Below are 23,692 nucleotides of genomic sequence, written 5' to 3' on the forward strand. Positions count from 1 at the left end.
GGTCAAATTAAACCCATGCCGTATTAACATTAAAATCAATGTGATGCTTTGCAATGATAATAAAATTCAAAAAGATACGCCTCTGCCCGATTTCTCCGTTCAAATTCTTGCCACCACATTTAAACCATCGGACAGGCGATTCCAAACACATCAGTCATCGGGGTTTTATCGCGATAAAACAACATCATGACACTGGATGTTATGCTTGTATTTGTGCTGAAACTCCCTCATATTGGTGCATCTTGGGAATGCATCCCACGGATAGAATCCCATGCCTCTTTTTATTTTTAGTCCCACATTTTCTGAAGTTACCGGTGATAAATCATGTATAAACTGATTGGACTCGACATGGATGGCACGCTGCTAAACAGTCAAAAACAAATTTCGGCCCGCACTCAAGCTGCCATACAGGCGGCAAAAGATAAGGGCGTTCAAATTGTTTTGTCCTCTGGCCGCCCCATTGAAGGGCTTCGTGCCTATCTCGACCAGTTAGGGTTGAACCGCGAGCACGACTATGCCGTTCATTACAACGGATCATTTGTCGAGAATGTGCTGACGGGCGAAATCATTCGTCAACAAGTTGTCAGCGCAGCCGATGTCAAAACCATTGGTCGAACAGCCCGGGCGCTTAACGTCAATACCCATGCGTTCAGCCAAAAACTAGGGCTGATTACTCCCAAAAGCTCGAAATACACCCAGTTGGAAGCGCAAATCAATGGGATCGAGATCCATGAAGTCGATTTTGAGACACTGGATGACGATCACCCGATGATTAAAGCGATGATCGTTGATGAACCGGAAAAGCTGACCCAGGCCTATCAAAACTTGCCTGCGGCCGTCATCGAAAAATTTACGATTGTCCAGAGCGCCCCACATTTTCTTGAATTTCTGAACCCGCAAAGTAATAAGGGATTAGGAATTCAGGCCGTAGCCGAACGGTTGGGCATTCCGGCAGAAGCCGTCATATGTATCGGGGATGCAGAAAATGATCATCATATGCTCGAATATGCAGGTTTAGGCATTGCGATGGACAATGCGATGCCACAAACCAAGGCCATTGCTGACTACATTACTGCAAGTAACGATGAAGACGGTGTGGCACAGGCTATTGAAAAATTTGTACTGGCGTAAACGATATCTGTCCCCAAATTCCCGGCATCAAATCACCGGTATCAAGTCAATGGCGACAGTGGACAAATAAATACTCGAATCCGTGATTCAAGTGGTCCGTATCAACGTCCGTATCAACTTAAAAGCGCTCAGAGCTGTTGAATCACTCGGGCGCTTTTTATCGAATCCCCTTCCTTAAGCAATGGATGTGATGGCTGAATCCGAGTTTCTGATAGAGTTTGACGGCCGACTGATTAAAATCCCAAACTTCAACAAAGACTTGTTGCACACCATAGTCTTCGAATTCTTTTTCTATCCGCTGGAAAAGCTGACTGCCGACGCCCTGCCCGCGATAGGATGACAACACATAAAATTCGTCAATACTGCCCATCAACACGGTTTTGCTGACCGAAGAGACTAAATCAGCGAAATGACCAGACACAAACCCAATACAACAATGATCGCAAAGCGCGACAAACACCAGCCCTTCTGGGGATTCTAAATAATCAGCAATTCGCTTTTCTTCCATCACCGCTTCTGCCGACTTAAAGTGCTGCGGGCAAGCCACGTGATGTTCATTGTGTAACTCATACATCATCTGTTCAAGAACGGGGAGATCCGACGATTTCGCCAACCGAATATTAACCATAGCAGCCTCAGGCACAAGATAAGAGGATGCTAGTTTATACCCGACGTTCTCTCAGGTAAAAAAATAACGCACAAACAAGACCGCGGAGAGGCTGCCTTGCGTTGGCAACACCCTCCGCAACAAGATGACGACCCCATCATACGTCGCATCTTTCACACCGCTTTATGGTTTATCAGGATGCAATGTATGTTCAAGCTCAGACAAACTCAGCGGATCATCAATGGTTGAAGGCATCGTGTAATTTTCCCCATCCGCAATCTGCCGGATCACGCGACGCAAAATTTTGCCGGAACGCGTTTTGGGCAACCGCTCGACCACAACAGCATGGCGAAAACAGGCGACAGCGCCGATTTTGTCTCGCACCTCCCCGACTAACTCCAGTTCTAACTGGTGCGTATCGACTTTCATGCCATTTTTCAGTACCACCAATCCCAATGGAAGCTGACCTTTCAGCTCATCATGCACACCAATCACAGCACATTCGGCCACAGCAGGATGAGCCCCGACGATCTCTTCCATTTCTCCGGTCGATAATCGGTGTCCGGCGACATTGATCACATCATCAATGCGCCCCATGATGAACAGATAACCTTGTTCATCCGTATATCCCCCGTCACCGGATACATAGTAACCGGGAAACTGACTCAAATACCCCGACTCAAACCGATCATGATTACGCCAGATTGTTGGCATACAACCGGGCGGCAATGGTCGTTTCAGGGCCACATAGCCTTGTTGACCACAGCGCTGACGTTCGCCTTGCTCATCGAGAATATCAACAACATAACCCGGCGTTGCTTTGGTTGATGACCCCGGTTTAATCGGCATCGTTTCAATGCCTAACGGATTACCGGCAATCGCCCAACCGGTTTCGGTCTGCCACCAGTGATCGATCACGGGTTTATTGGTATGAGACTGCACCCATTCCAGTGTCGGCGGATCAAGCCGTTCTCCGGCCATAAAAATCGCCTGCAACGATTGGAGTGAGTCACGTTGGATAAATTCACCATGCGGGTCTTCTTTTTTTATCGCTCTGAACGCGGTCGGTGCAGAAAAAAGCACATCGACTTGGTATTGCTCACAGACTCGCCAAAAAGCCCCCGGATCCGGTGTCCGCACCGGTTTGCCTTCATAAAGCACCGTGGCACAACCATGAATCAGTGGCCCATAGACAATATAGGAGTGACCCACAACCCAACCGACATCCGAAGCAGCCCAGAATACCCCATCCTGCGGCATATTATAGATAGCAGACATCGAATACTTCATTGCCACAGCATGGCCGCCATTATCCCGGACCACACCTTTCGGTTTACCCGTCGTCCCCGAAGTATAGAGAATATACAACGGATCGGTTGCCCGAACCGGGACACACTCGTGAGGTGTCGCAACCTCAAACAGATGTTGCCAATCTTGATCTCTTGCGTGATTGAGCTCCGCAGTATGAACCGGCCGCTGTACGACAATGACCTGTTCCGGTTTCCAGCGACTGTCCATGATCGCTTTATCAACCAAAGGCTTATACGGAATAATTTTGTTGACTTCGATACCGCATGAAGCCGTTATCAGCACTTTCGGTTCCGCATCTTCGATTCTGACCGCCAACTCACTGGGAGCAAAACCACCGAACACCACGGAGTGAATTGCTCCCAGGCGTGCACAAGCCAACATCGCCATGACCGCCTCTGGAATCATCGGCATATAAAGCACCACCCGATCCCCTTTGGTGACGCCTTTAGCCGCTAACATGCCGGCAACACGAGCCACATCATCCCGCAATGCTTGATAACACCACTGTTTTTGGACACCAGTCGCCGGTGAATCATAAATCAGCGCCGTTCGTTCACCCCGCCCTTGCTGACAGTGATAATCCAGCGCCATCCATGCGGTGTTCATTACCCCATCAGAAAACCAGCGCTCGACCTGATGTTCATCGACACTCAGAATGGTTTGCGGTTTCTGAAACCAATCCAGTTTATCTGCCTGTTCGCCCCAGAATTTATCTGGGTAATCTTTGGCAAATTGATACTCTTGTTCATATGTAAGCATCATTTCCCCCATCGATAGTGGCCGGTATCCGTTTGATACCAGCGACCTTGGGAAGTTAATTTCGCACCCGTTCATTGATCACAAGTTAATTGATCACGAATAGCGCCATGAATTCATCAACCGGTGTACGCTCCAGACGTTCCTGATCCAGACACAGGGTCGTCAGAGCTTTCACACGGCTTTGAGGGAAACGCGTCTGTAAATTGCGGATGAATTTTTGCTCAAGTACAGGAATTCCTTCTTCTCTGCGACGCCGATGACCAATCGGATACTCGACCACCACTTTCTCTGTACATGAACCATCACGGAAGAAAACCTGAATGGCATTGGCGATCGAACGCTTATCCGATTCGAGATACTCATGGCTATAACGGGTATCTTCCTGAATCACCATTTTATCTCTGAGCTGATCGATACGCGGGTCGCCTTGATGGAAGCTATCTTCATAATGTTCAGCAACTAAATCACCATACAGCAATGGCACAGCCGTCATATATTGCAGACAATGATCGCGGTCTGCCGGATTGGCCAGTTCACCGACCTTGGAGATGATACGAATGGCTGATTCATGCGTTGTCATTTCAATGCGATCAATCTCGTCAATCCGATCTCGGACATAAGGATGCAATTGAACCGCACACTCAACCGCCGTCTGCGCATGAAACTCAGCAGGAAACGAAATTTTGAACAGAACATTCTCCATCACATAACTGGAAAATTTTTGTGGTATATCAAATGCTTTGCCTTTGAACAGCACATCATAATATCCCCACTGCGGGGCTGAGAGTACCGTCGGGATCCCCATTTCGCCCTTCATGGTGATCATCGCCAGCCGAACGGCTCGCGATGTCGCATCGCCGGCTGCCCAGGATTTTCGCGAACCGGCATTGGGCGCATGGCGATAGGTTCGCAGCGCGCCCCCATCGACCCAAGCCTGAGAAAGTGCATCAATAATCTGCTCTCGGCTGCCGCCAAGCATCTTGGTCACCACGGCAACGGACGCCACTCGTACCAAAAGTACGTGGTCAAGGCCAACCCGGTTGAAACTATTGTTCAATGCCAGAATGCCTTGAATCTCATGCGCTTTGATCATCGCGGTTAAAACATCTTTCATGACCAACGGTGGTTTGCCTTGAGAGACCGCCATGCGACTCAGATAATCTGCCGTCGCGAGAATGCCCCCCAGATTATCTGAAGGATGACCCCATTCGGCCGCCAGCCATGTGTCATTGAAATCAAGCCAGCGAATGATACAGCCAATGTTAAACGCGGCCGTAACCGGATCGAGTTCATGAGAGGTGCCCGGAACCCGTGCGCCATTGAGCACGGTGGTGCCCGGAACGGTGGGACCTAAATGCTTGGTACATTCAGGAAAACGTAATGCAAGCAGACCACATCCCAACGTGTCGATCAGGCAATTACGCGCTGTCTGATAGGCTTCTTGTGAAGTAATGGGCTGTTGATCAACATAATCGGCAATTTGAACCAGTAGTTCATCCGGTTGTTGCCGTTGATTAAAATCTACATTCTGACTCATGAGTCTGTCCTTGGTTAACGCTGTTCAATGGGAAGCCAGTCCTGATGTTCAGGGCCATGATAGTCGGCACTCGGACGAATAATCCGGTTATTGTCCCGCTGTTCGAAAACATGAGCGGCCCAACCGGTCAAACGACTGATGACGAAAATCGGGGTAAATAATGGCGTAGGAATCCCCATGAAGTGGTAAGCGGAAGCATGATAGAAGTCGGCATTACAAAACAGTCCCTTTTCCCGTTTCATCACCGCTTCAACCCGTTCGGAGACAGCATAAAGGTGGTGATCGCCAACCTGTTGTGAAAGACGTTGGGACCACTGTTTGATCAGCGCATTCCGAGGGTCACGTTCCCGGTAAACCGCATGACCAAACCCCATGATTTTGTCTTTGCGGGCCAGTTTTTCGAGCAGTGCGTTTTCCGCTTGTTCCGGTGTCCCCCATTGTTCAATCATTGCCATAGCCGCCTCATTCGCACCCCCATGCAGCGGGCCGCGCAGCGTGCCGATTGCCCCGGTAATACAGGAGTGGAGATCCGATAAGGTCGACGCGCACACCCGGGCATTGAATGTCGATGCATTAAATTCATGTTCAGCATATAGAATCAGTGAACAATGCATGGCTTGACGGAATTGCTCGTCGGGTTCGCGGTCAAGCAACATCTTCAGAAAGTAGCCCCCGATGGAAGCTTCACACCGATCTTCGGTGTCGATCCGCACCCCATCATGGCTAAACCGATACCAGTAACAGATAATGGCCGGGAAGCAGGCTAATAACCGTTCAGTGGCTGACAACTGCTGGGAAAAATCCGTCTCGGGCTCAAGATTTCCGAGTACCGAACATCCGGTGCGCATCACATCCATCGGATGTGTTTCTGCAGGTAAGCGTTCTAAAACGTCCTTGAGTACCTGTGGTAATCCACGTAACTGCATCAGGTGCGTGGTGTAGGCATCCAACTCTTGTTGGTTCGGCAGTTTGCCTTTGAGTAGCAGGTAAGCCACTTCTTCAAACTGCGCATGATTGGCAAGGTCTGTAATATCGTAACCACGGTAGGTTAATCCTGTTCCGCTTTGTCCGACAGTACATAAAGCAGTCGTGCCAGCACTCTGGCCCCGCAACCCTGCGCCTCCCAATTCCTTGTTTGGCATATTGAGCTCCTTGTTTCCTGCCGCTTATCTCTGACGGATAACCATGGTCCCGGAATGGGCAATGATTCAGTCGGCAGGATTGATTTCACGTTATGGATTTAAATTGTTTGATGCAGCCGATAATCGGCTGTCTTGTCGTACATCAGGTCATGACCTGAATCCCCCTATCAATGCGACGACTGCTGGGCAGAAAATAACTGATCCAGCTTGTCCTCGTAGGTGTGATAATTCAGATAGTCATACAGCGCTTGCCGAGTCTGCATCTGTGGCAATAACGCCTGCTGATGACCCGTCGTGAGCAGATGTTGATAGACCATTTCCGCGGCTTTATTCATGGCTCGGAATGCACTCAACGGATACAGCACCATGCTCACTTTCGCTCCGGCAAGCGCATCACAGTCATACAAAGGTGTCTGGCCGAATTCGGTAATATTCGCCAAAACCGGCACCGGTCTGCCAATGGCATCTTCCAGTGCTGTCGCGAACTGCTCATATTGACCCAGCTCGACCATCGCTTCGGGAAAAACCATATCGGCGCCAGCTTCAACATAAGCAATCGCCCGTTCAATCGCTTTTTCCATCCCCTCAACGGCTAAAGCATCGGTACGTGCCATGATGACAAAATCATCATCGACACGTGCGTCAACAGCAGCCTTAATTCTATCGGCCATTTCATCGCAATGAACAATGGCTTTGTTGGGCCGATGCCCGCACCGTTTTTGCAACACTTGGTCTTCAATATGGACTGCCGCAGCGCCTGCTTTTTCCATCGCCCGGATCGTTCTGGCAATGCTGAAAGCCCCGCCAAATCCAGTATCGATATCGACTAACAACGGTAAATCACTCGCATTGGTAATTCGTTCAACATCCACCAATACATCGTTGAGTGTCGTAATCCCCAAATCAGGCACCCCGTAAGAGGCGTTGGCAACACCGCCACCGGACAGATAAATCGCCTGATGGCCGATTTGTTGCGCCATCATGGCGCAATACGGATTAATCGTACCGACGATTTGGAGGGGGTGGTTGTTGCTGACTGCTGCTCTGAATTTTTTACCCGGACTGTTCATGATTGTTCTCCCTGTTCGGACAGCATGTGGACTTCAATCAGTTTCCGACTGCCCGCAATATGACGCCGCATCAACATTTCCGCCAATTCTTCATCCCGCTCCCGGATTGCTTTCAGAATAAACTGGTGCTCCCCCAGTGCTTCTTTCGGCTGGCTGTGCGCCCGGGGGGATTGATAACGAAACATGCGCAATAAATGATACAACTCATCACACAATAGTCGGATAAGCTGTTGATTACGGCTGGCTTTGATAATGCAATAATGGAAATCAAAATCACCATGCTGATGAAAGTATGAAGCCCCTTCAATTTGAGTAAGATGGTGGGCATGTTTTTCTAACACGGTCTCTAAATTGCTCAACTCTGCGGGCGTGATATATCGGGCTGCGAGACGTGCAGCCATGCCTTCAAGCGCTTCCCGCACCGCATACAGTTCAATCAACTTTTCATAAGACAGCCCAATGACTCTGGCACCGACATGCGGTATCCGTTCAATCAGGCCAAGACCTTCCAAGCGCATCAACGCTTCCCGCAATGGCCCCCGGCTGACCTGAAACTGGCGGGCAAGACTGGGTTCGGAGATTTTACTCCCCGATGCAATCTCTCCCTGAACAATCGCTTCAATCAGGTAATCCGTCAGATGTTCTGACTTGGTGTTGTCTTTCTCCGGCTGAATTAAATCTGTCGCTTGATCCACTGTCGTCTCTCTTTTAATGAGGTCTTCTGACCGACTTCATGTAAAAAATAGCCGATCCACAGGTAGAACAGCAAGCAGATTGTTGACAATTTAGACTAATGTCTAACCCATGAAATCTTCACCATATATCAATTAAAAATTAAATTATTTAAAAACAACAATATAGTTTGAATACTTTTTTAGACCTAAAAAAATTGTCAACAATTTAGCCTAAAGTCATCGACTTTATAGGCATGTAGAACTGATTGAACGGCCGAAAAGCACGAATGAAAGGGAGAGAAAAGCCGAGTGGCATGATGAGCAATGTCATGCATGAGAGGTAAATCGATGAATAGGTGAATCGGTGAATAAGCGCGACCTGAATGACTATCGAATCAGACAGGAAGCGCAGCAACAGCTCAAAAAGCATCACAGATGCTAGCCGTAATAAGAATATATCCGCTGTAATTCAAAATACGGGGATCAGGAGGCAGACTAGGCTTTCCACCCCGGATTGATCAGTGAAGTCAGATAATGATCTTCCCACTGGCCATTAATCAACAGAAAATCTTTCATCTCGCCTTCATACTGAAATCCTAACCGCTTCAGCACAGCTTCACTGCGTTGATTACGGGGCATGTATGTGGCGGAGATACGATGCATATTCTGCGCTTCAAACATAAACCGACACGCCATTTTTAATGCCCGGGTCATCACACCTTTCCCCTGCGCATTTTCAGCCAATGAATAACCGACATAACAGCTATGAACCGGAAAACGTGAAATTTGGCTAAACGAAATCGTACCGAGCATTTCATGGGTAGACATATCGAAAATCAGGAGATAGAAACCCACCGCCATCGTTTCTAATTCTCTGAGTTTAATCAGACGTTGTGACCAACCTTGTTCAAGAAAAAACGCCGCTTCTCGCTTCGGTTCCCATGGGGCAAGGAAGTGGCGGTTGACATTAAAATACTGGGCGATCGTTCTGGCGTCATCAACCCGAGCCGAACGAATCACAATGTCACCATCGACATCATAGACTTGTTTATACATAAATTACTTAGCGTCCTGTTGCTTGTCACTTCGAGAGAATCAGCCTCAATCACAAGGCGATTTACATCCCGAAAAAATTAATGTTTCCGAATATCGTAGTCTCGCAATTTGTTTGCAATTGAGGTATGAGAGACGCTCAACCGTTTGGCTAGCTTGCGACTCGACGGGAATGACTGATAGAGCCGCTCCAAAACTTTGGCTTCATAATCTTTCATAATATCATCCAGGCAGCCATCGAGGTTCAGCAATCCAATCGCCCCATTCACCACTTCAACCCCCGGAAGATGGAAATATTCGATTTTTAATTCATCGTCCGGCATCTCAGTCAATGCTCTCAGCACCATATTATCCAACTGACGCATATTGCCCGGCCACTGATAATGCGACAACTGTTCAATGACCGATTCGTCATAGTGCGGTTTGACCATTCCCATATGACGTACGTGCTTGGCGATAAAGAGTTCTAGCAAGGGTTGCACATCACTTGGCCGCTCGCGCAATGGTGGGATCGACAGGGTCAGTACATTCAACCGATAAAACAGATCTTCACGGAATTGATCGGATTCAGCCAAGGCTGCCAGATTATGCCGCGTAGAAGCGATCACCCGGACATCGACATGGATTTCATGCTCTTCCCCGACGCGGCGAAATGTCCCGTCTTGGAGAAAACGTAATAATTTAATCTGGAGATGTGCGCTCATTTCACCGATTTCATCGAGAAATACAGTCCCCCCATTGGCCTGCTCAAAAATACCCTTATGTCCTTCGCGATGATTGAACGATCCCGGCGCATGACCGAATAACTCGGTTTCGGCGACGTCATCCGGCATCGACGCACAACTGACCACCAAAAATGGTCTCGATGCACGTTCTGAACGGTTATGACAGGCTTTCGCCAACATTTCTTTGCCGGTTCCGGTTTCGCCTTCGATCAACAACGGTTGATCCAGCATCGCCAATTTCTTCGCCTGATTGATGAGATGTTTATGCCGGTTAGAAATACCGACGAAGTGTTCAAATCCCAGCTCGCTATGCAGCGGTAATTGCGTATGTTGTACTTCATGATAAGACTCTCTGGCTCGTAGAATTACCATGGCACTCGCCAGAATCGATTCTTTTGACTCACTCTGAATGTAAACGGGCATGATTTCCAGAATATGGTCCAGACCATTGAGCACAATGTCCTCACGCTGACGGGATTTACTCCCCTCAAGCCAGCGAGAAAAATTAAAGGCATGTACCAGTGTTGAAATCGCATGACCGACGACTTCGTTGTGCTGCTTATTGAACAATGATAACGCCGCATAGTTGGCCGTATCGACGAAGCCTTTCAAATCAATCGCTAATACTGCATCTGGTAAGTTGTTCAGCAGGGAGATCAACTCCGTGTTATGCCGCTCCATTGGCATGAACTGAATTTTTCGGACATCTTTTACGCCCGATATCATCCGAATCTGAGCCATCAGTTCACTAAACGTCGCGAAATCAATATCCGGACAATTCAGATAAATAATCCCAGAAATATCAATTTCAATGCCTCTTAAATCAATATTTCTGGATACCAGAATATCCAGCAGCTCTCGGGTTAACCCGAGCCGATCTTCACAAAAGACTTCTAGACGCACAAAAAGCAACCCAAACGTGTAAGGAAAAGTTGACAGTAGTGTCTATCAACACTCAATCTCCGTCAAGTCACAAACATCCCCCGATCAGAATGAATGTACTGATATCACAGTTTGCTAAGATACTGATCCAAGAGTCATATGACTGGATCTGTTGCACATCCTAAATACGCCTCAAGAGGTCTTCATCAGGGTAAGCACTCGCGAAACAATTGCTTTTCTGACGCTGGTCAATTTCGCTTTCCGTTCAGGTACCCATGGCAATGGCCGCAATAGGGTGACTGCCTGCAGCCCTAAACGTGCGGTCAGAATTCCGACCCCGACGCCTTGTCCGGCTCTGGCTGATATTTTTCCGGCCAATCCGGCCGAAAGCAGGTCAGTTCCGGCATCAATGGCGATTTCACTCGCTCCGGCTGCCGCCATGTTGATAAACAACGTCCGTAGCAAACGAATCCGGGACCAGTAACCTAAACGAACCCCATATAAATCAGACAATCGGTTGATCATCGTCAGATTTCGCCACGCAACCAGCAGCATGTCGGTGATCGCCAGCGGACTCACCGCAACCAGCGCAGCGGATTCAGTTGCATAGCGGGACATCAGCTGAATTGCTTTTTCGTCGAGATGCTTCAGAACAAACACATCAAACAGCGCCAGAACCTCACCATCGTTATAAGCTGAATTCAGATGCTTTTCCCATTCAGTCACATGCTGAGGTTCGATCGCTGACACGGAGCCATCAACCAAACCCGCATCATCGATAATTTTACGGCACAGATCGGTTGCCTGACCGACACTGTGTGACTGAATCAGCGCTTCAGCTTCCGTCTGGCGGTTGAAGTGTTTGCGCAATGCGCGCAGTGTAAACCACTCCTTCAATAACTGGCTGAGCCCTGCTCCGGCAACCGCTGTGACGAGGGCTGTCCACCCCAATGTTAACCATTCACCATTTTGATATGCCGAAAAAATAGTATCTACCGCCTGCCAGCCGACTAAACCGACAAAGGTGCAGCTACTCAACCGCCAAAACCAAGGCGTTTTGCTCCGGGGGCGAATAACCGTGCCGAGATCGACGGCTTCTGATTCCGCCAATGATGACTCAGAGACCGGCTCAGGCGTAAAGGTTGCCTCATCAAACTGCTGTTGCGCCAGCAGTGATGCTGTTTTCTCATTCGATGATTCTAAGTCTTGTTGAAAGACGCGTTTCGGTTGATAAGGTGTCATCGCAATTTATCTCCGATTAAATATTCCAGTACCGTATCCAGACGAATTTGAGGGATCGGCTGCCGGGGGTCAGAAATTTGTGGGCGGAACTCGGTAAAATCAAACTGCTGAGATTGCCAGAATGCCGAGGATGGGAGTTTGTCCGGGACTTCTCCGGGGAAAAGCGTCACATTATCTCCGCTCAGTGTCGTGCCTTGAACCGCGTGGATGCGCCCTTCCGGCGTTGAAATATATCCGGCTTGTGTCGCCTGAACAGACGCTAAAGTCAGACATTCCATCGACACATTTTCATAAGATACATCCTGCCAGACTGGCTGAATCATTTGATTCAACAGATGCAACAAATGGACATGTTGATCCGGTGTCACATGATCTGCTTTAGTGGCAGCAAACAGCACTTTATCAATTTTCGGAGCAAACAGTCGTGACAGTAAACCACTCCGTCCGTACTTAAAACTTTGCAGGAGTTGTACCAAGGCGTGTTGCATATCGACAAACGCATCATGTCCGGCATTGAGGGGACTCAGACAGTCCACCAGCACCACTTGACGATCAAATGTGGCAAAATATTCCCGGTAGAAGTGGCGCACCACTTTTGATTGATACTCTTGGTAACGGGCTTTGAGCACTTCATAGTTGGTGGTAACCCGCTGTGTCAGTGAGCGACGAGAGCCCTGTTCCTCTGGCGGGAGACACGGGAAAAACTGCAAAACCGGCGCGCCGGCCAGCTCTCCGGGTAAGACAAAGCGACCGGGTTGTACCCAGTGGAATCCTTCAGCCTTACAGCGATGCAGATAATCCGTATACTCGCTAGCAATACCCGCTAATCGTTGCTCATCGGCTTCCGCATTCAAATCCAGTGCCTGACTCATCTCAAGCCACCCATCGGCCATGATTTTTCTTTGGCCGCTTAACTGTTGTATCTGCTGAGCCGACCACTGTTCAAAACTCATCTCCAATAACGGTAAATCGAGTAACCACTCTCCCGGGTAATCGATCAAATCGATATACAATGTCAGCGACTTCCCCAGTAGACGTTTACTCCTTTTTTCCGGTCGGTATTTGATAGCAACGCGTGTTTCACTGACATCCCGGGTGGGCTCCGGCCAAAAAGGAGGATGACTCTGAATTGCTGCAATGGCCTTCTCATAATCAAAACGAGAGACCATCAAATTCCGTTGTGGAATCCGTTTGGTGCCAATAATCCGTTGCTGTTGACTCGCAGCCAAAAAAGGCAGATGGCGATGGGTCGAGAGATACTGAATTTGATTGAGCAATGAGGTGATAAATGCCGTTTTACCGGCCCGTGATAGCCCTGTGACAGCGATTTTGATATTCGCGTCCAGCCCACGCTGAATCAATTCCGAAACATCCTGACCAATTTGTCGCATCGATATCACCTTTATTCTTTTAAATTATATTAATATGAAATTATATATTTAAATCATCTAAAATACAGTGCAGATAACTCAGGGTAACGGGGGCTGATTCAGCCCTAATTCTCGCTGTGTGCGTCGGCTCAATCCCAATGAAACGATCCGGTAAGATTCAGACAGATAATACATCAACGCTTCATCAGTGTCGGCGGTGCTTTTATCATGCTGGATCCACTTCATCCCACGGGAAGCAAAATAAGGGGCCGGTCGGTATCCCGGTTGCTCACTTAAAAAATCAAAATTCAGTGGCGATGTCTTAAACGTAAATGCCGGTTGCCCTTCGCGATTCAAACGACCGATGGCAAAAACTTTGCCACCGATTTTCCACACATGGGAATGGTGCCACTGCACCACATGAGTTGTCGCAGGCAATGAACGACAGAACACATTGTACTCATCTAAATTCATTAAAATGATTCTCACTCTGAATCTCGTTATCCGCCTTTTAGAATCAGTAAAAGAGAGACAAATCAACTGAATCAAGCTAAAATGTGACCTCTCTCTTTTCTCCAATCTACTGACCAATATAAGCTGTTATAAAAATGAAATCACCCCAGCAACCGATTTTTCCTATCGGTGTCCAATTTATGTTTCTGTCGGCTTTGGGATTTGCCCTCATGACGGCATGTGTCAAAGCGACCAATCAGTATGGTATTCCCGTTTTCGAAATTGTTGCTGCCCGAGCACTCGTATCGCTGATCATCAGCTACATCGATGTCAAGCGTAAGAAAATCTCAATTTGGGGCAACAATAAACCGTTGCTGTTTGCCCGGGGCGCTGTCGGTACAGTCGCTCTGATGTGCGTCTATTATTCTGTCACCACACTCCCTTTGGCTGAAGCAACGATTTTACAATATGTCCATCCGGTGTTTACGGCGCTGTTAGCCGTGTTTTTCTTAAGAGAAAGGGTTCAACCGGCAACCATTCTCTGTATTTTGACCTGTCTGCTCGGGCTCTATTTTATCCTACAGTCTGATATATCCTCAGATTCAACCACACCACTCCCCTTGTTGAGCGTCGCATTCGCACTGATGGGCGCATTCGGCAGTTCAATCGCTTATGTCATCGTCAAAAAACTGAGCACGACTGAAGACAGCTCAGTCATTATTTTTTATTTCCCGCTGGTTGCACTCCCGATCGCGTCTTTGCTGATTGGTGATGATTTCGTCTGGCCTGATTTCAATATCACTATTTTACTGATTTTGGTTGGTATATTTACTCAGGTGGGTCAATACGGCCTGACCAAAGCGATGCAGACTCAGGATGCAGGCCGCGCAGCAGCATTCGCTTATGTACAGATTGTTATCTCCGTGCTTATCGGTATCGCTGTATTTGATGAAATCCCATCAATCTGGACGTTGATCGGCGGTATTCTCATCGTCTCCGGTGCACTGATTAACTTGTTCGGACAGCGGTTAAGACTCGCTCGGAGTTGAGTAATATCGGTGAGAAAAAGCGCTGACGTGTGGTGAAAAAGCAATCTTGTGAGGGGGATACAAATTTCCCCTCGCTAACGGGTGATCGCACCGCTATGATGATAGAACGACGCTGAGGAGATTCCTCAATATCATCAGGGATATCCGATATCATGAGATTGATTTCACTGGCTGTGTTGCTACTGCTTAACTTGCCCACATCGGCTCATGCCACAGACTCATCGACAGCGCCATGGTCGCTTTATAAAACACATGGCAGCGTCAAAATATACAGCCACAAAACGGCAACGGATCATAGAGAGGTCAAAGCGGTCGCCATTGTTAAAGCGATTCCCGGTGCATTAGTGGCCTTATTGCATGATGCACAACGTGGCCCCGAATGGATTGCAAACTGCCATCAGGTTGTGATTGAAACCAAATCCGCTCATGAACGAATTATCCATGTCTATTATAATGCGCCCTGGCCTGTTGAAGATCGGGACATGGTGATTGATTCCGTGATTCATTATGATCCGCAAGCCCAACGATTAACGATTAGTGTGCAGGATGTGGGTGATCAATATCCTCTGGAACGAAATTATGTGCGCATGAAACATGTCAGTGGTGAGTGGCAAGCAATTCGACTGAACGACCAGCAGACTCAGATCTCGTATCAAGGTCAGGGGCGTGCTGCCGGTCATATTCCGCTCTGGCTGGAAAATAAACTATTATTGAGTTCTACTTATGAGACTTTCTTAAATATGACCACTGTGATTGAAGAAAAAGTCTATCAAGTCCCGCTTCCCCATTCATCAGTCGCATTATTGACGAACTAAATCCCTAACCACGTCGTAATTGATGATGGGTTATTACCGGGTTTTCAGAGACAGCCGCCTGTTCAGAAATCTGCTCTTGTTCCTGCGGCTCGTCTTCCGCAGAAGAAAACAGATAGGTCAGAAATCCGACACTTGCCATATAAAGACTGGCAGCAATAATGGCGGTAATCAGGATGATTTTTTTTAACCACTGCATGGTTGTTCTCGTAAAATTAAATCGGTAGCAAACCATACCAAACTGGATAGAAATTGAAAGCGTTTCATCATTCCTCAAACGGTTCTCAGCAGATTGAATCAAGAATCGGTCACAATCCGTCACATAACTGACAACGAACGATACATTTTATGAGGGTCTATCACGTTATCATTCAACTATATGCATTTTTATTGAATGCATGCTGGCATATATATTGATAAAACCATGGAAGTCATAGATATAATAAGCGATTCATATCATTTATCCATTTTATGAATATATCAGCCAGTTTTTCCTCAAAATGACGATATTTTTATCTAACAACAAGACCACAAAAAATGAAAAAAATTATTTACAGTACAATCCTGAGCATGTCACTCGTTGCCTGTGGTGGTTCCGATGGCGATGGGTCATATTCCCCCGTCAATTACCAATCCAATGGATTAGGATTCAATGATATTACCAATGGTTTCGATGTCGCCATCCACTTATATAATCAATTGAATGAAAAACAAATTGAAAAAGGCAATATCACAGTGACATTCGACTTGAATCATAATTCAACATTCGATGATGGTGACATTCGGATTAAAGTCGGGAATACATCAAAAGTCCCCAATATTTACTATGAGACAAACTGGACGGGTGGCGACTTTATTGTCGAATATAATAAAGCAGGGACAATCATGTCCGTGCGGCCAAACAGTGGTGTCATTGTCGGAAGTAATAACATTCTGACCAATGATATCGGTTCGGTCGCCTATCGACTTACAACATTCAACGGTGGTTTTGTCAGTAATTATCTGATTTTCAGGATCAACCGCGCCTTCACGGCAACACATGCAGATGTCCCACTGATCAAACAAAGCTTAAACCTCATTTCCAGTGCAACACCATTTAATATTGAGTTCAGCGATGGCGTCAGTAGTGCTGATTATATCCCCGCTAAAGATGTATTCAGCCAAGGCACTTTTACGGATAACCCATATGATTACACGGGAAATAACAACGAAGTTGATCTTAAATCAATCAGCATTCGCAATATCTGATTGCTGATTCTCGTACCTTGAAGAGTCTGAGAATTTGAAGTGAAAATGATTCAATGATGATCATGAGATGAGTGATGCTGTATCAGCCAGTAAAAAAGCCTCTGAACAGAGGCTTTTTTTATCACGGACAGGTTTTATTTCTCGGCTTCTGCGATTTTGACCTTCCATACATCCGGGCCGGTCTGGTGCGCGTTAACACCATGAGAATCAACCGCCACTGTCACCGGCATATCTTCGACGTCAAATTCGTAGATAGCTTCCATGCCCAGTTCTTCAAATGCCACAACACGGGCTTTCTTAATGGCTTTGGCAACGAGGTAAGCAGCACCACCGACAGCCATCAGATAAACCGCTTGATGGTTTTTGATCGATTCAACCGTTGCCGCACCGCGTTCCGCTTTACCAATCATGCCCATCACACCCACATCATCAAGCATCATATCGGTAAACTTGTCCATGCGTGTTGACGTTGTCGGACCCGCAGGGCCAACAACTTCATCGCCCACAGCATCAACCGGCCCAACGTAATAGATAAACTTACCTTTCAGGTCAACACCTTCAGGTAAACCTTCACCATTGTTTAGCATGGTTTGAATACGTTTATGTGCCGCATCACGTCCGGTCAGAATCTTGCCTGACAACAATAGGGTTTCACCGGTTTTCCATTCACGGACATCTTCTTTCGTGACCTGATCAAGGTTAACGCGACGCGTGTTTTCACCCGCTTCCCACGTAATATCCGGCCAATCTTCCAACTTAGGCGGAACAAACTCAGCCGGGCCGTTGCCATCGAGCGTGAAATGAATATGACGTGTGGCTGCACAGTTCGGAATCAGACACACAGGCTTCGATGCTGCATGTGTCGGCGCGGTTTTGATCTTCACATCAACTACCGTGGTTAAGCCGCCCAGCCCTTGTGCACCAATTCCTAAACGATTCACCCGGTTGAAAATATCCAGACGCAACTCTTCTTCGGCATTTTGTGGGCCGCGATCAATCAGCTCTTGAATATCGATATGTTCCATCAAGGATTCTTTTGCCAGTACAGCGGCTTTTTCTGCTGTACCACCGATACCGATACCGAGCATTCCCGGCGGACACCAGCCGGCACCCATTGCTGGTAACGTTTTTTCGACCCACTCCGCAATATCATCTGACGGATTGAGCATCGCCATTTTCGTTTTGTTTTCAGAGCCGCCCCCTTTGGCAGCAATCTGAATCTCAACCTGATCACCGGGAACCATGTTGATATGAACAACCGCGGGTGTATTGTCACGGCTATTGATCCGTTTCCCGGCTGGGTCGTGCAATACCGATGCCCGCAGTGGATTTTCCGGATTGGTATATGCCTGACGAACCCCTTCATCAACCATTTCCTGAACGGTCATATCACCTTCCCACTGGACATTCATACCGATATTGACAAAACAAGTCACGATACCCGTGTCCTGACAGATTGGACGGTGTCCTTCCGCAGACATGCGCGAGTTAATCAGAATCTGGGCGATCGCATCTTTCGCGGCCTGACTCTCTTCGCGGTCATAGGCTTTCTTTAACGCCTGAACAAAATCAAGCGGATGGTAATAAGAGATATACTGAAGCGCATCAGCCACACTACTGATGAGATCTTCTTTCCGAATTAGTGTCATTGCTTACCTCATTCTATTTATACTTCCGGGGCCATTTCAGACAACAGAAAATTTGATTATAAACCGATCAAATACTGTCATTTACCGGAGATTTCACTAGCTTATATTAGATATAGTTATTGCTTTTTATGATACGCTTGGTTGCACCAACAAGCCATGCGACGATTGGACTTTTCGTCACAGTTTATACAAATGAATAGCCATGAATAATGCCCCGGATCAATACATTGAACACAAGTCACTCACATATCATCCTCAGCTCGCTATTGAGTATTTCTCTCGTATTGAACATCTGCCTTGGTCGATGCTGCTGCGCTCTCCGGCGGAACATACCGACAGTCGCTACGATATCCTCGTAGCTCAGCCCGTTGTCACGCTAAAAACACAAGGCGCCGTGACTCAGATTCAAACAAGTGACGGCTACACCTCATCACCGGACGACCCGTTCGAACTGCTGACACACTACCAAAATCAATACGCCCCGGCCCTTGATGAAATCACTGCCTATCCGTTTGTCGGTGGCGCACTGGGCTACTTTGCTTATGATTTGGGACGGTGTGTCGAGCAATTACCCGAGCAAGCTGCACAAGATATTTCTCTGCCGGAAATGGCGGTTGGTATTTATCGCTGGGCACTGGTTGTCGATCATCGTCAGCAAACTGCAACATTGGTCGGAACCGGAACAGACGCCGCAGCGCAATGGCTCAATGCCCAACAAGCCGTTGAACAGCCCCCTTTTCGTTTGACATCCGACTGGCAAGCGAACATGACGGCGCATGAGTACCGCGATAAAATCAACGCCATTCATGAATATCTGCATTCGGGAGACTGCTATCAGGTCAACCTGACTCAGCGCTTTCAAGCCGGTTATACCGGCAGTGAATGGCAAGCCTATCAACAATTAGAAAATGAAAACCGGGCACCTTTTTCGGCTTATCTCCGCATTGAAGAAGGCGTCATTTTAAGTATCTCTCCGGAACGTTTTCTACAATATAAAGCACCGGTCATTGAGACCAAGCCCATTAAAGGCACGATGCCGCGTAGTACAGAGCAGGCTCTTGACCAGCAATATGCACAAGCATTAGCCACATCGGAAAAAGATCAATCCGAGAACCTGATGATTGTTGATTTATTACGCAATGACATCGGTCGGGTGGCCAAACCGGGCAGTGTCCATGTCCCAACATTATTTGCAATTGAAAGTTTTCCGGCGGTTCACCATTTGGTCAGTACCATCCAAGCGGAGTTAGACGCCCGTTACACCGCCGCGGATTTGCTGCGCGCCTGTTTTCCGGGCGGTTCCATTACCGGTGCGCCGAAAATCCGGGCGATGGAAATCATTGAAGAGTTGGAACCCCAGCGCAGAAGTGTTTATTGCGGAAGTATCGGTTATATCAGCCGCGATGGTCAGATGGATACCAGTATTACCATTCGCACGCTGATCGCCACAAATCAGCAGCTTTATGTCTGGGCTGGCGGTGGTATCGTCGCTGATAGTGAGTGTGCCAGCGAATATCAGGAAACATTTGATAAACTGAGCCGGATATTACCTGTATTATCATCATAATCTGCCACGACGAGACTGAAGATGCATCTGACCCGAACAACGATATTAAGAGATTTTCAACTCCGTCAGCCGAGTGACTATGCCTCGGAATCATTATCGCGGACCAAGCATCTTTCCGGGCAAAACTTACGCAAAGCAGCCGTATTGGTTGCTTTTGTCGAACGATCAACGGGATTAAATGTCATTTTTACCAAACGTGCAGCGCATCTGAAACATCATCCGAGTCAGGTCAGCTTCCCCGGTGGCAAATGTGAACGATGGGATGAATCCGTCTACGCAACCGCGATCCGAGAAGCACACGAAGAGATAGGTCTGACTCAACAGCAGGTTGAGTTAATTGGCTGCATGCCGGAATTAACAACCGTCAGCCGCTTCTCGGTAACCCCCGTCGTGGCATTTGCATCCCCCCGCTATCAAGTCACGATTGACCCAAATGAAGTCGCAGAAGTCTTTGAAGTACCGGCTGATTATTTGCTCCACCCCCGTAATCTTCACCATGCAACGTTTGTCCTGAAACATGCCCGACACCGGGTGTTTGCCATCCCCTACCAACGACATTTTATATGGGGCGTCACTGCTCAGATCGTCCATGCATTACAAAAACAGATACCAATACATACCGCCAGCCCATAACTTGGAAGCACAGTAGAAATTGTGCGCTGAGTATAGTATAAGCATCTGCGCCACCAATCAGTTACATATCATCCGCCCCTTTTTAAAGCGTGATTGAACAACGCTTATCCAGATAGTTTGGAATAACACGATGAACAAAAAATATTTTTTACTCCTCCCGCTATGTTTCGCCCCTCTCTATGCCAACGCAGCAGAAGGAAAAGGCACCTACTACATGGGGTATCTGCATGAAGATATGAATCAAAGCGGTGTATTTGAACTCGGGGTCCGCGTCCCTTACTCCCAGTTTACCGAATTCAATGTCGCTGCGATGTGGTTTGCTCATGATCAAAACCTTTATGAAGGGATCAACGCCGGATTTAATCTCACCACTGGCACTCCTGTCTTAAAAGCCTATGTGGGAACAGGCCTGTTTGGCGGACAAAATAAAATGTGCGATAAAAGCTATAACAATGTGAGCAACAGTTATGATTACCAAAACTGCGATGCAGATCTGACTGTCGGGATTTATCCAGAGGTCGGTGTCGAGCTGTCACTCTTCGGCCTGAAAGTGGCAACCTATGCTCGCTATTATAAAACGGCAAACCGCGGTAAAAATGAGTACAGCATGTATGGTGCATACATCGGCCTCAATTTTTAGCATTTTGAAGCAGTTCATAGATAGTAAAAATAACCACAGATTAAGTAGATTATCAGTTGTGCAGGCAGGGGGAGTCATGTACTCTCCCTGCGCAATTTCAACCTGCTCAGACCGAGTTAATTCGCGTCATTCAGGATGAAATAATCATTTATTGTTATTTTTTGATATAAGCTGTTTGTGAGTAAGCCATCTATGATTAGTGTTTTTGAGATTTTTAAAATCGGCATAGGGCCGTCAAGCTCTCATACGGTAGGGCCAATGAAGGCCGGAAAACAGTTCATTGACGAGCTATACCAGAAAGCAATTTTACCCAATGTAACGAAGATTACGGTTGATGTTTATGGCTCTCTGTCGTTGACAGGGAAAGGCCACCAAACCGATACCGCAACCATTCTCGGTCTAGCCGGGTATAGCCCCGAATCTGTAGAAATCGATCAGATTCCCCATTTTATCCGCCAAGTCGAACAGACAGAGAAACTCCCTATCGTCTGCTATGACTATCAAGTCGATTTTCTCAAAGCCGATGGGATGACATTCCACACCAGTAATCTGTCTCTGCATGAGAATGGCATGAAAATTCATGCTTGGCAGCATGATGAGTGCCTCTACTCCAAGACGTATTACTCAATCGGCGGTGGATTCATTGTCGATGAAGAAAATTTTGGGCTGTCAATCGAATCATCTGACGAGGTGCCCTACCCTTATATCAGTGCCTCAGAATTGGTCAGCCAGTGTCGTGAATCGGGGTTATCCATCAGCACTCTGGTGTTAGAGAATGAAAAAGCACTGCGCTCCCAAGAAGCGATTCATGCACACCTGAACAAAGTCTGGCAGACCATGAAAGACTGTATCGCCAGAGGCATGAAAACTGAAGGTATTCTTCCCGGACCATTGCGAGTCCCCCGACGTTCAGCGGCACTCAACCAACAACTGCAAACGTCAGAACGAACATCCAACGATCCGATGGCCGTGATCGACTGGGTGAACATGTATGCCTTTGCCGTCAACGAAGAAAATGCTGCCGGCGGACGCGTGGTCACAGCACCGACCAATGGTGCTTGCGGCATCGTCCCGGCGGTGCTGGCCTACTACGATAAGTTTATTCAGACCGTGCATGAACAGGATTATATTCGCTATCTGGCAACGACGGGCGCCATTGGCGGACTCTACAAACGCAATGCATCGATCTCAGGCGCAGAAGTCGGTTGTCAGGGCGAGGTCGGTGTCGCCTGCTCCATGGCCGCAGCGGGGTTGGCAGAGCTGTTAGGCGCTAGTCCGGAACAAGTCTGTATGGCCGCAGAAATTGCCATGGAACATAACCTTGGTCTGACGTGTGATCCGGTTGCCGGTCAGGTACAAGTGCCTTGTATCGAAAGGAATGGCATCGCAGCGGTCAAAGCCATCAATGCAACACGTATGGCGCTGAGACGCTCTTCTGCACCACGGGTGTCTCTGGATAAAGTGATCGAAACTATGCTCGAAACCGGTAAAGATATGAATGCAAAATATCGTGAAACGTCACAAGGTGGCCTCGCGGTCAAAGTCACTTGCTAAATGCCACTTGCTAAATGCCACTGGCTAAAATGTCACTGGCGCTAAGCCTCACCAATCAAACCGGATACTGAGCTGACCGGACGCACCAACTAAAACGCCCTTCATGATGAAGGGCGTTTTTAATCACTTAAATAACCTAAACCTAAATAACCTAAATAACCTAAATAACAATGCATTAAGCCATTGGCTAACGCATTATTCTCCGCGATAAACGCATCCGGCCGTACAGGTCTCTTTCACTTCGAGCTGGCTGAGCAATGGCAAAGTTGGTTTCAATTCATGCCAGATCCAACGAGCCAGCACTTCACTGGTCGGATTCTCCAACCCTTCAATCTCATTCAAATAATAATGATCGAGGCGTTGATAAATCGGTTTAAACGCAGCCTTGATGTCTGCAAAATCGATGACCCAGCCAGTCTGAGGATCAACCTCGCCCTCAACGCTAACCCGAACCAGAAAAGAGTGCCCATGAAGACGTCCACATTTGTGGCCTTCAGGCACATAAGGCAGATGATGGGCGGCTTCAAATGTAAACTCTTTATATATGATCATCTTAAACTCTATAAATATCAATAACTTAAAAT

The 23,692-nt window shown here is 47.5% G+C and carries 22 protein-coding genes; 8 read left to right on the top strand and 14 right to left on the bottom strand.

The window, feature by feature from the left end:
• Positions 1-324 precede the first annotated feature (324 nt).
• Entirely contained in the window at positions 325-1,131 is an 807-nt protein-coding gene (yidA, locus tag OCU60_RS09215; protein WP_074372595.1) for a sugar-phosphatase, read from the top strand.
• Positions 1,132-1,288: 157 nt separating this feature from the next.
• On the opposite strand, the gene OCU60_RS09220 is transcribed toward yidA, so the two are convergent.
• The 11 genes from OCU60_RS09220 to OCU60_RS09270 form a co-directional block, all read right to left on the bottom strand.
• Entirely contained in the window at positions 1,289-1,759 is a 471-nt protein-coding gene (locus tag OCU60_RS09220; protein ID WP_074372596.1) for a GNAT family N-acetyltransferase, read from the bottom strand.
• Between the two features lie 162 nt (positions 1,760-1,921).
• Positions 1,922-3,808, bottom strand: coding sequence for a propionyl-CoA synthetase (locus OCU60_RS09225; RefSeq protein ID WP_074372681.1), 1,887 nt, complete (start codon positions 3,806-3,808; stop codon positions 1,922-1,924).
• An 85-nt stretch (positions 3,809-3,893) separates the two neighbouring features.
• Complete coding sequence (locus OCU60_RS09230; RefSeq protein ID WP_074372597.1) at positions 3,894-5,345, bottom strand: bifunctional 2-methylcitrate dehydratase/aconitate hydratase; 1,452 nt, start codon at positions 5,343-5,345, stop codon at positions 3,894-3,896.
• Between the two features lie 14 nt (positions 5,346-5,359).
• Positions 5,360-6,487: a bifunctional 2-methylcitrate synthase/citrate synthase gene (gene prpC, locus OCU60_RS09235; RefSeq protein ID WP_074372598.1), complete on the bottom strand. Its 1,128-nt coding sequence runs from the start codon at positions 6,485-6,487 to the stop codon at positions 5,360-5,362.
• Between the two features lie 167 nt (positions 6,488-6,654).
• On the bottom strand, positions 6,655-7,557 hold the full coding sequence (gene prpB, locus OCU60_RS09240; protein WP_074372599.1) for a methylisocitrate lyase: 903 nt from the start codon (positions 7,555-7,557) through the stop codon (positions 6,655-6,657).
• A complete protein-coding gene (locus tag OCU60_RS09245; RefSeq protein WP_095533290.1) occupies positions 7,554-8,252 on the bottom strand; it encodes a GntR family transcriptional regulator in 699 nt (232 codons plus the stop codon). The genes prpB and OCU60_RS09245 overlap by 4 nt, the downstream gene beginning before the upstream one ends.
• Before the next feature lie 474 nt (positions 8,253-8,726).
• Positions 8,727-9,287, bottom strand: a complete 561-nt coding sequence (gene rimJ, locus OCU60_RS09250; protein ID WP_074372601.1) for a ribosomal protein S5-alanine N-acetyltransferase — start codon at positions 9,285-9,287, stop codon at positions 8,727-8,729.
• A 77-nt stretch (positions 9,288-9,364) separates the two neighbouring features.
• The gene (tyrR, locus tag OCU60_RS09255; RefSeq protein ID WP_074372602.1) at positions 9,365-10,912 is read right to left on the bottom strand and encodes a transcriptional regulator TyrR; all 1,548 of its coding nucleotides are present in this window, start codon (positions 10,910-10,912) and stop codon (positions 9,365-9,367) included.
• A gap of 171 nt (positions 10,913-11,083) precedes the next feature.
• The gene (locus OCU60_RS09260; RefSeq protein WP_074372603.1) at positions 11,084-12,133 is read right to left on the bottom strand and encodes a YcjF family protein; all 1,050 of its coding nucleotides are present in this window, start codon (positions 12,131-12,133) and stop codon (positions 11,084-11,086) included.
• On the bottom strand, positions 12,130-13,524 hold the full coding sequence (locus OCU60_RS09265) for a YcjX family GTP-binding protein (protein WP_074372604.1): 1,395 nt from the start codon (positions 13,522-13,524) through the stop codon (positions 12,130-12,132). The genes OCU60_RS09260 and OCU60_RS09265 overlap by 4 nt, the downstream gene beginning before the upstream one ends.
• Before the next feature lie 78 nt (positions 13,525-13,602).
• Entirely contained in the window at positions 13,603-13,977 is a 375-nt protein-coding gene (locus tag OCU60_RS09270) for an MmcQ/YjbR family DNA-binding protein (protein WP_074372605.1), read from the bottom strand.
• Positions 13,978-14,111: 134 nt separating this feature from the next.
• Here OCU60_RS09270 and OCU60_RS09275 point away from each other — a divergent pair, with 134 nt between their 5' ends.
• Complete coding sequence (locus OCU60_RS09275) at positions 14,112-15,005, top strand: DMT family transporter (protein ID WP_074372606.1); 894 nt, start codon at positions 14,112-14,114, stop codon at positions 15,003-15,005.
• Positions 15,006-15,157: 152 nt separating this feature from the next.
• Positions 15,158-15,820, top strand: coding sequence for an SRPBCC family protein (locus OCU60_RS09280; RefSeq protein WP_074372607.1), 663 nt, complete (start codon positions 15,158-15,160; stop codon positions 15,818-15,820).
• A 4-nt stretch (positions 15,821-15,824) separates the two neighbouring features.
• Here OCU60_RS09280 and OCU60_RS09285 read toward each other — a convergent pair whose 3' ends face one another.
• Positions 15,825-16,016, bottom strand: coding sequence for a hypothetical protein (locus OCU60_RS09285; protein WP_074372608.1), 192 nt, complete (start codon positions 16,014-16,016; stop codon positions 15,825-15,827).
• 338 nt (positions 16,017-16,354) lie between these two features.
• Here OCU60_RS09285 and OCU60_RS09290 point away from each other — a divergent pair, with 338 nt between their 5' ends.
• Positions 16,355-17,065, top strand: coding sequence for a hypothetical protein (locus OCU60_RS09290; RefSeq protein WP_074372609.1), 711 nt, complete (start codon positions 16,355-16,357; stop codon positions 17,063-17,065).
• Between the two features lie 134 nt (positions 17,066-17,199).
• On the opposite strand, the gene OCU60_RS09295 is transcribed toward OCU60_RS09290, so the two are convergent.
• Positions 17,200-18,714, bottom strand: coding sequence for a fumarate hydratase (locus OCU60_RS09295; RefSeq protein WP_074372610.1), 1,515 nt, complete (start codon positions 18,712-18,714; stop codon positions 17,200-17,202).
• 202 nt (positions 18,715-18,916) lie between these two features.
• Between OCU60_RS09295 and pabB the strand changes: the two genes are divergently transcribed.
• The 4 genes from pabB (at position 18,917) to OCU60_RS09315 (ending at position 23,108) form a co-directional block, all read left to right on the top strand.
• Positions 18,917-20,281 (top strand): aminodeoxychorismate synthase component 1, encoded by a 1,365-nt coding sequence (gene pabB / locus OCU60_RS09300; RefSeq protein WP_074372611.1) that lies wholly within the window; start codon positions 18,917-18,919, stop codon positions 20,279-20,281.
• A 21-nt stretch (positions 20,282-20,302) separates the two neighbouring features.
• Complete coding sequence (locus tag OCU60_RS09305; RefSeq protein ID WP_074372612.1) at positions 20,303-20,914, top strand: CoA pyrophosphatase; 612 nt, start codon at positions 20,303-20,305, stop codon at positions 20,912-20,914.
• A 130-nt stretch (positions 20,915-21,044) separates the two neighbouring features.
• Complete coding sequence (locus OCU60_RS09310) at positions 21,045-21,554, top strand: hypothetical protein (protein ID WP_074372613.1); 510 nt, start codon at positions 21,045-21,047, stop codon at positions 21,552-21,554.
• 192 nt (positions 21,555-21,746) lie between these two features.
• On the top strand, positions 21,747-23,108 hold the full coding sequence (locus tag OCU60_RS09315; protein WP_074372614.1) for an L-serine ammonia-lyase: 1,362 nt from the start codon (positions 21,747-21,749) through the stop codon (positions 23,106-23,108).
• Positions 23,109-23,303: 195 nt separating this feature from the next.
• Here the strand turns inward: OCU60_RS09315 and queD are convergent, their stop codons facing one another.
• Positions 23,304-23,660: a 6-carboxytetrahydropterin synthase QueD gene (gene queD / locus OCU60_RS09320; protein ID WP_074372615.1), complete on the bottom strand. Its 357-nt coding sequence runs from the start codon at positions 23,658-23,660 to the stop codon at positions 23,304-23,306.
• Positions 23,661-23,692 lie beyond the last annotated feature (32 nt).

This window comes from Vibrio spartinae (assembly GCF_024347135.1).
GTDB classification, from domain to species: domain Bacteria; phylum Pseudomonadota; class Gammaproteobacteria; order Enterobacterales; family Vibrionaceae; genus Vibrio; species Vibrio spartinae.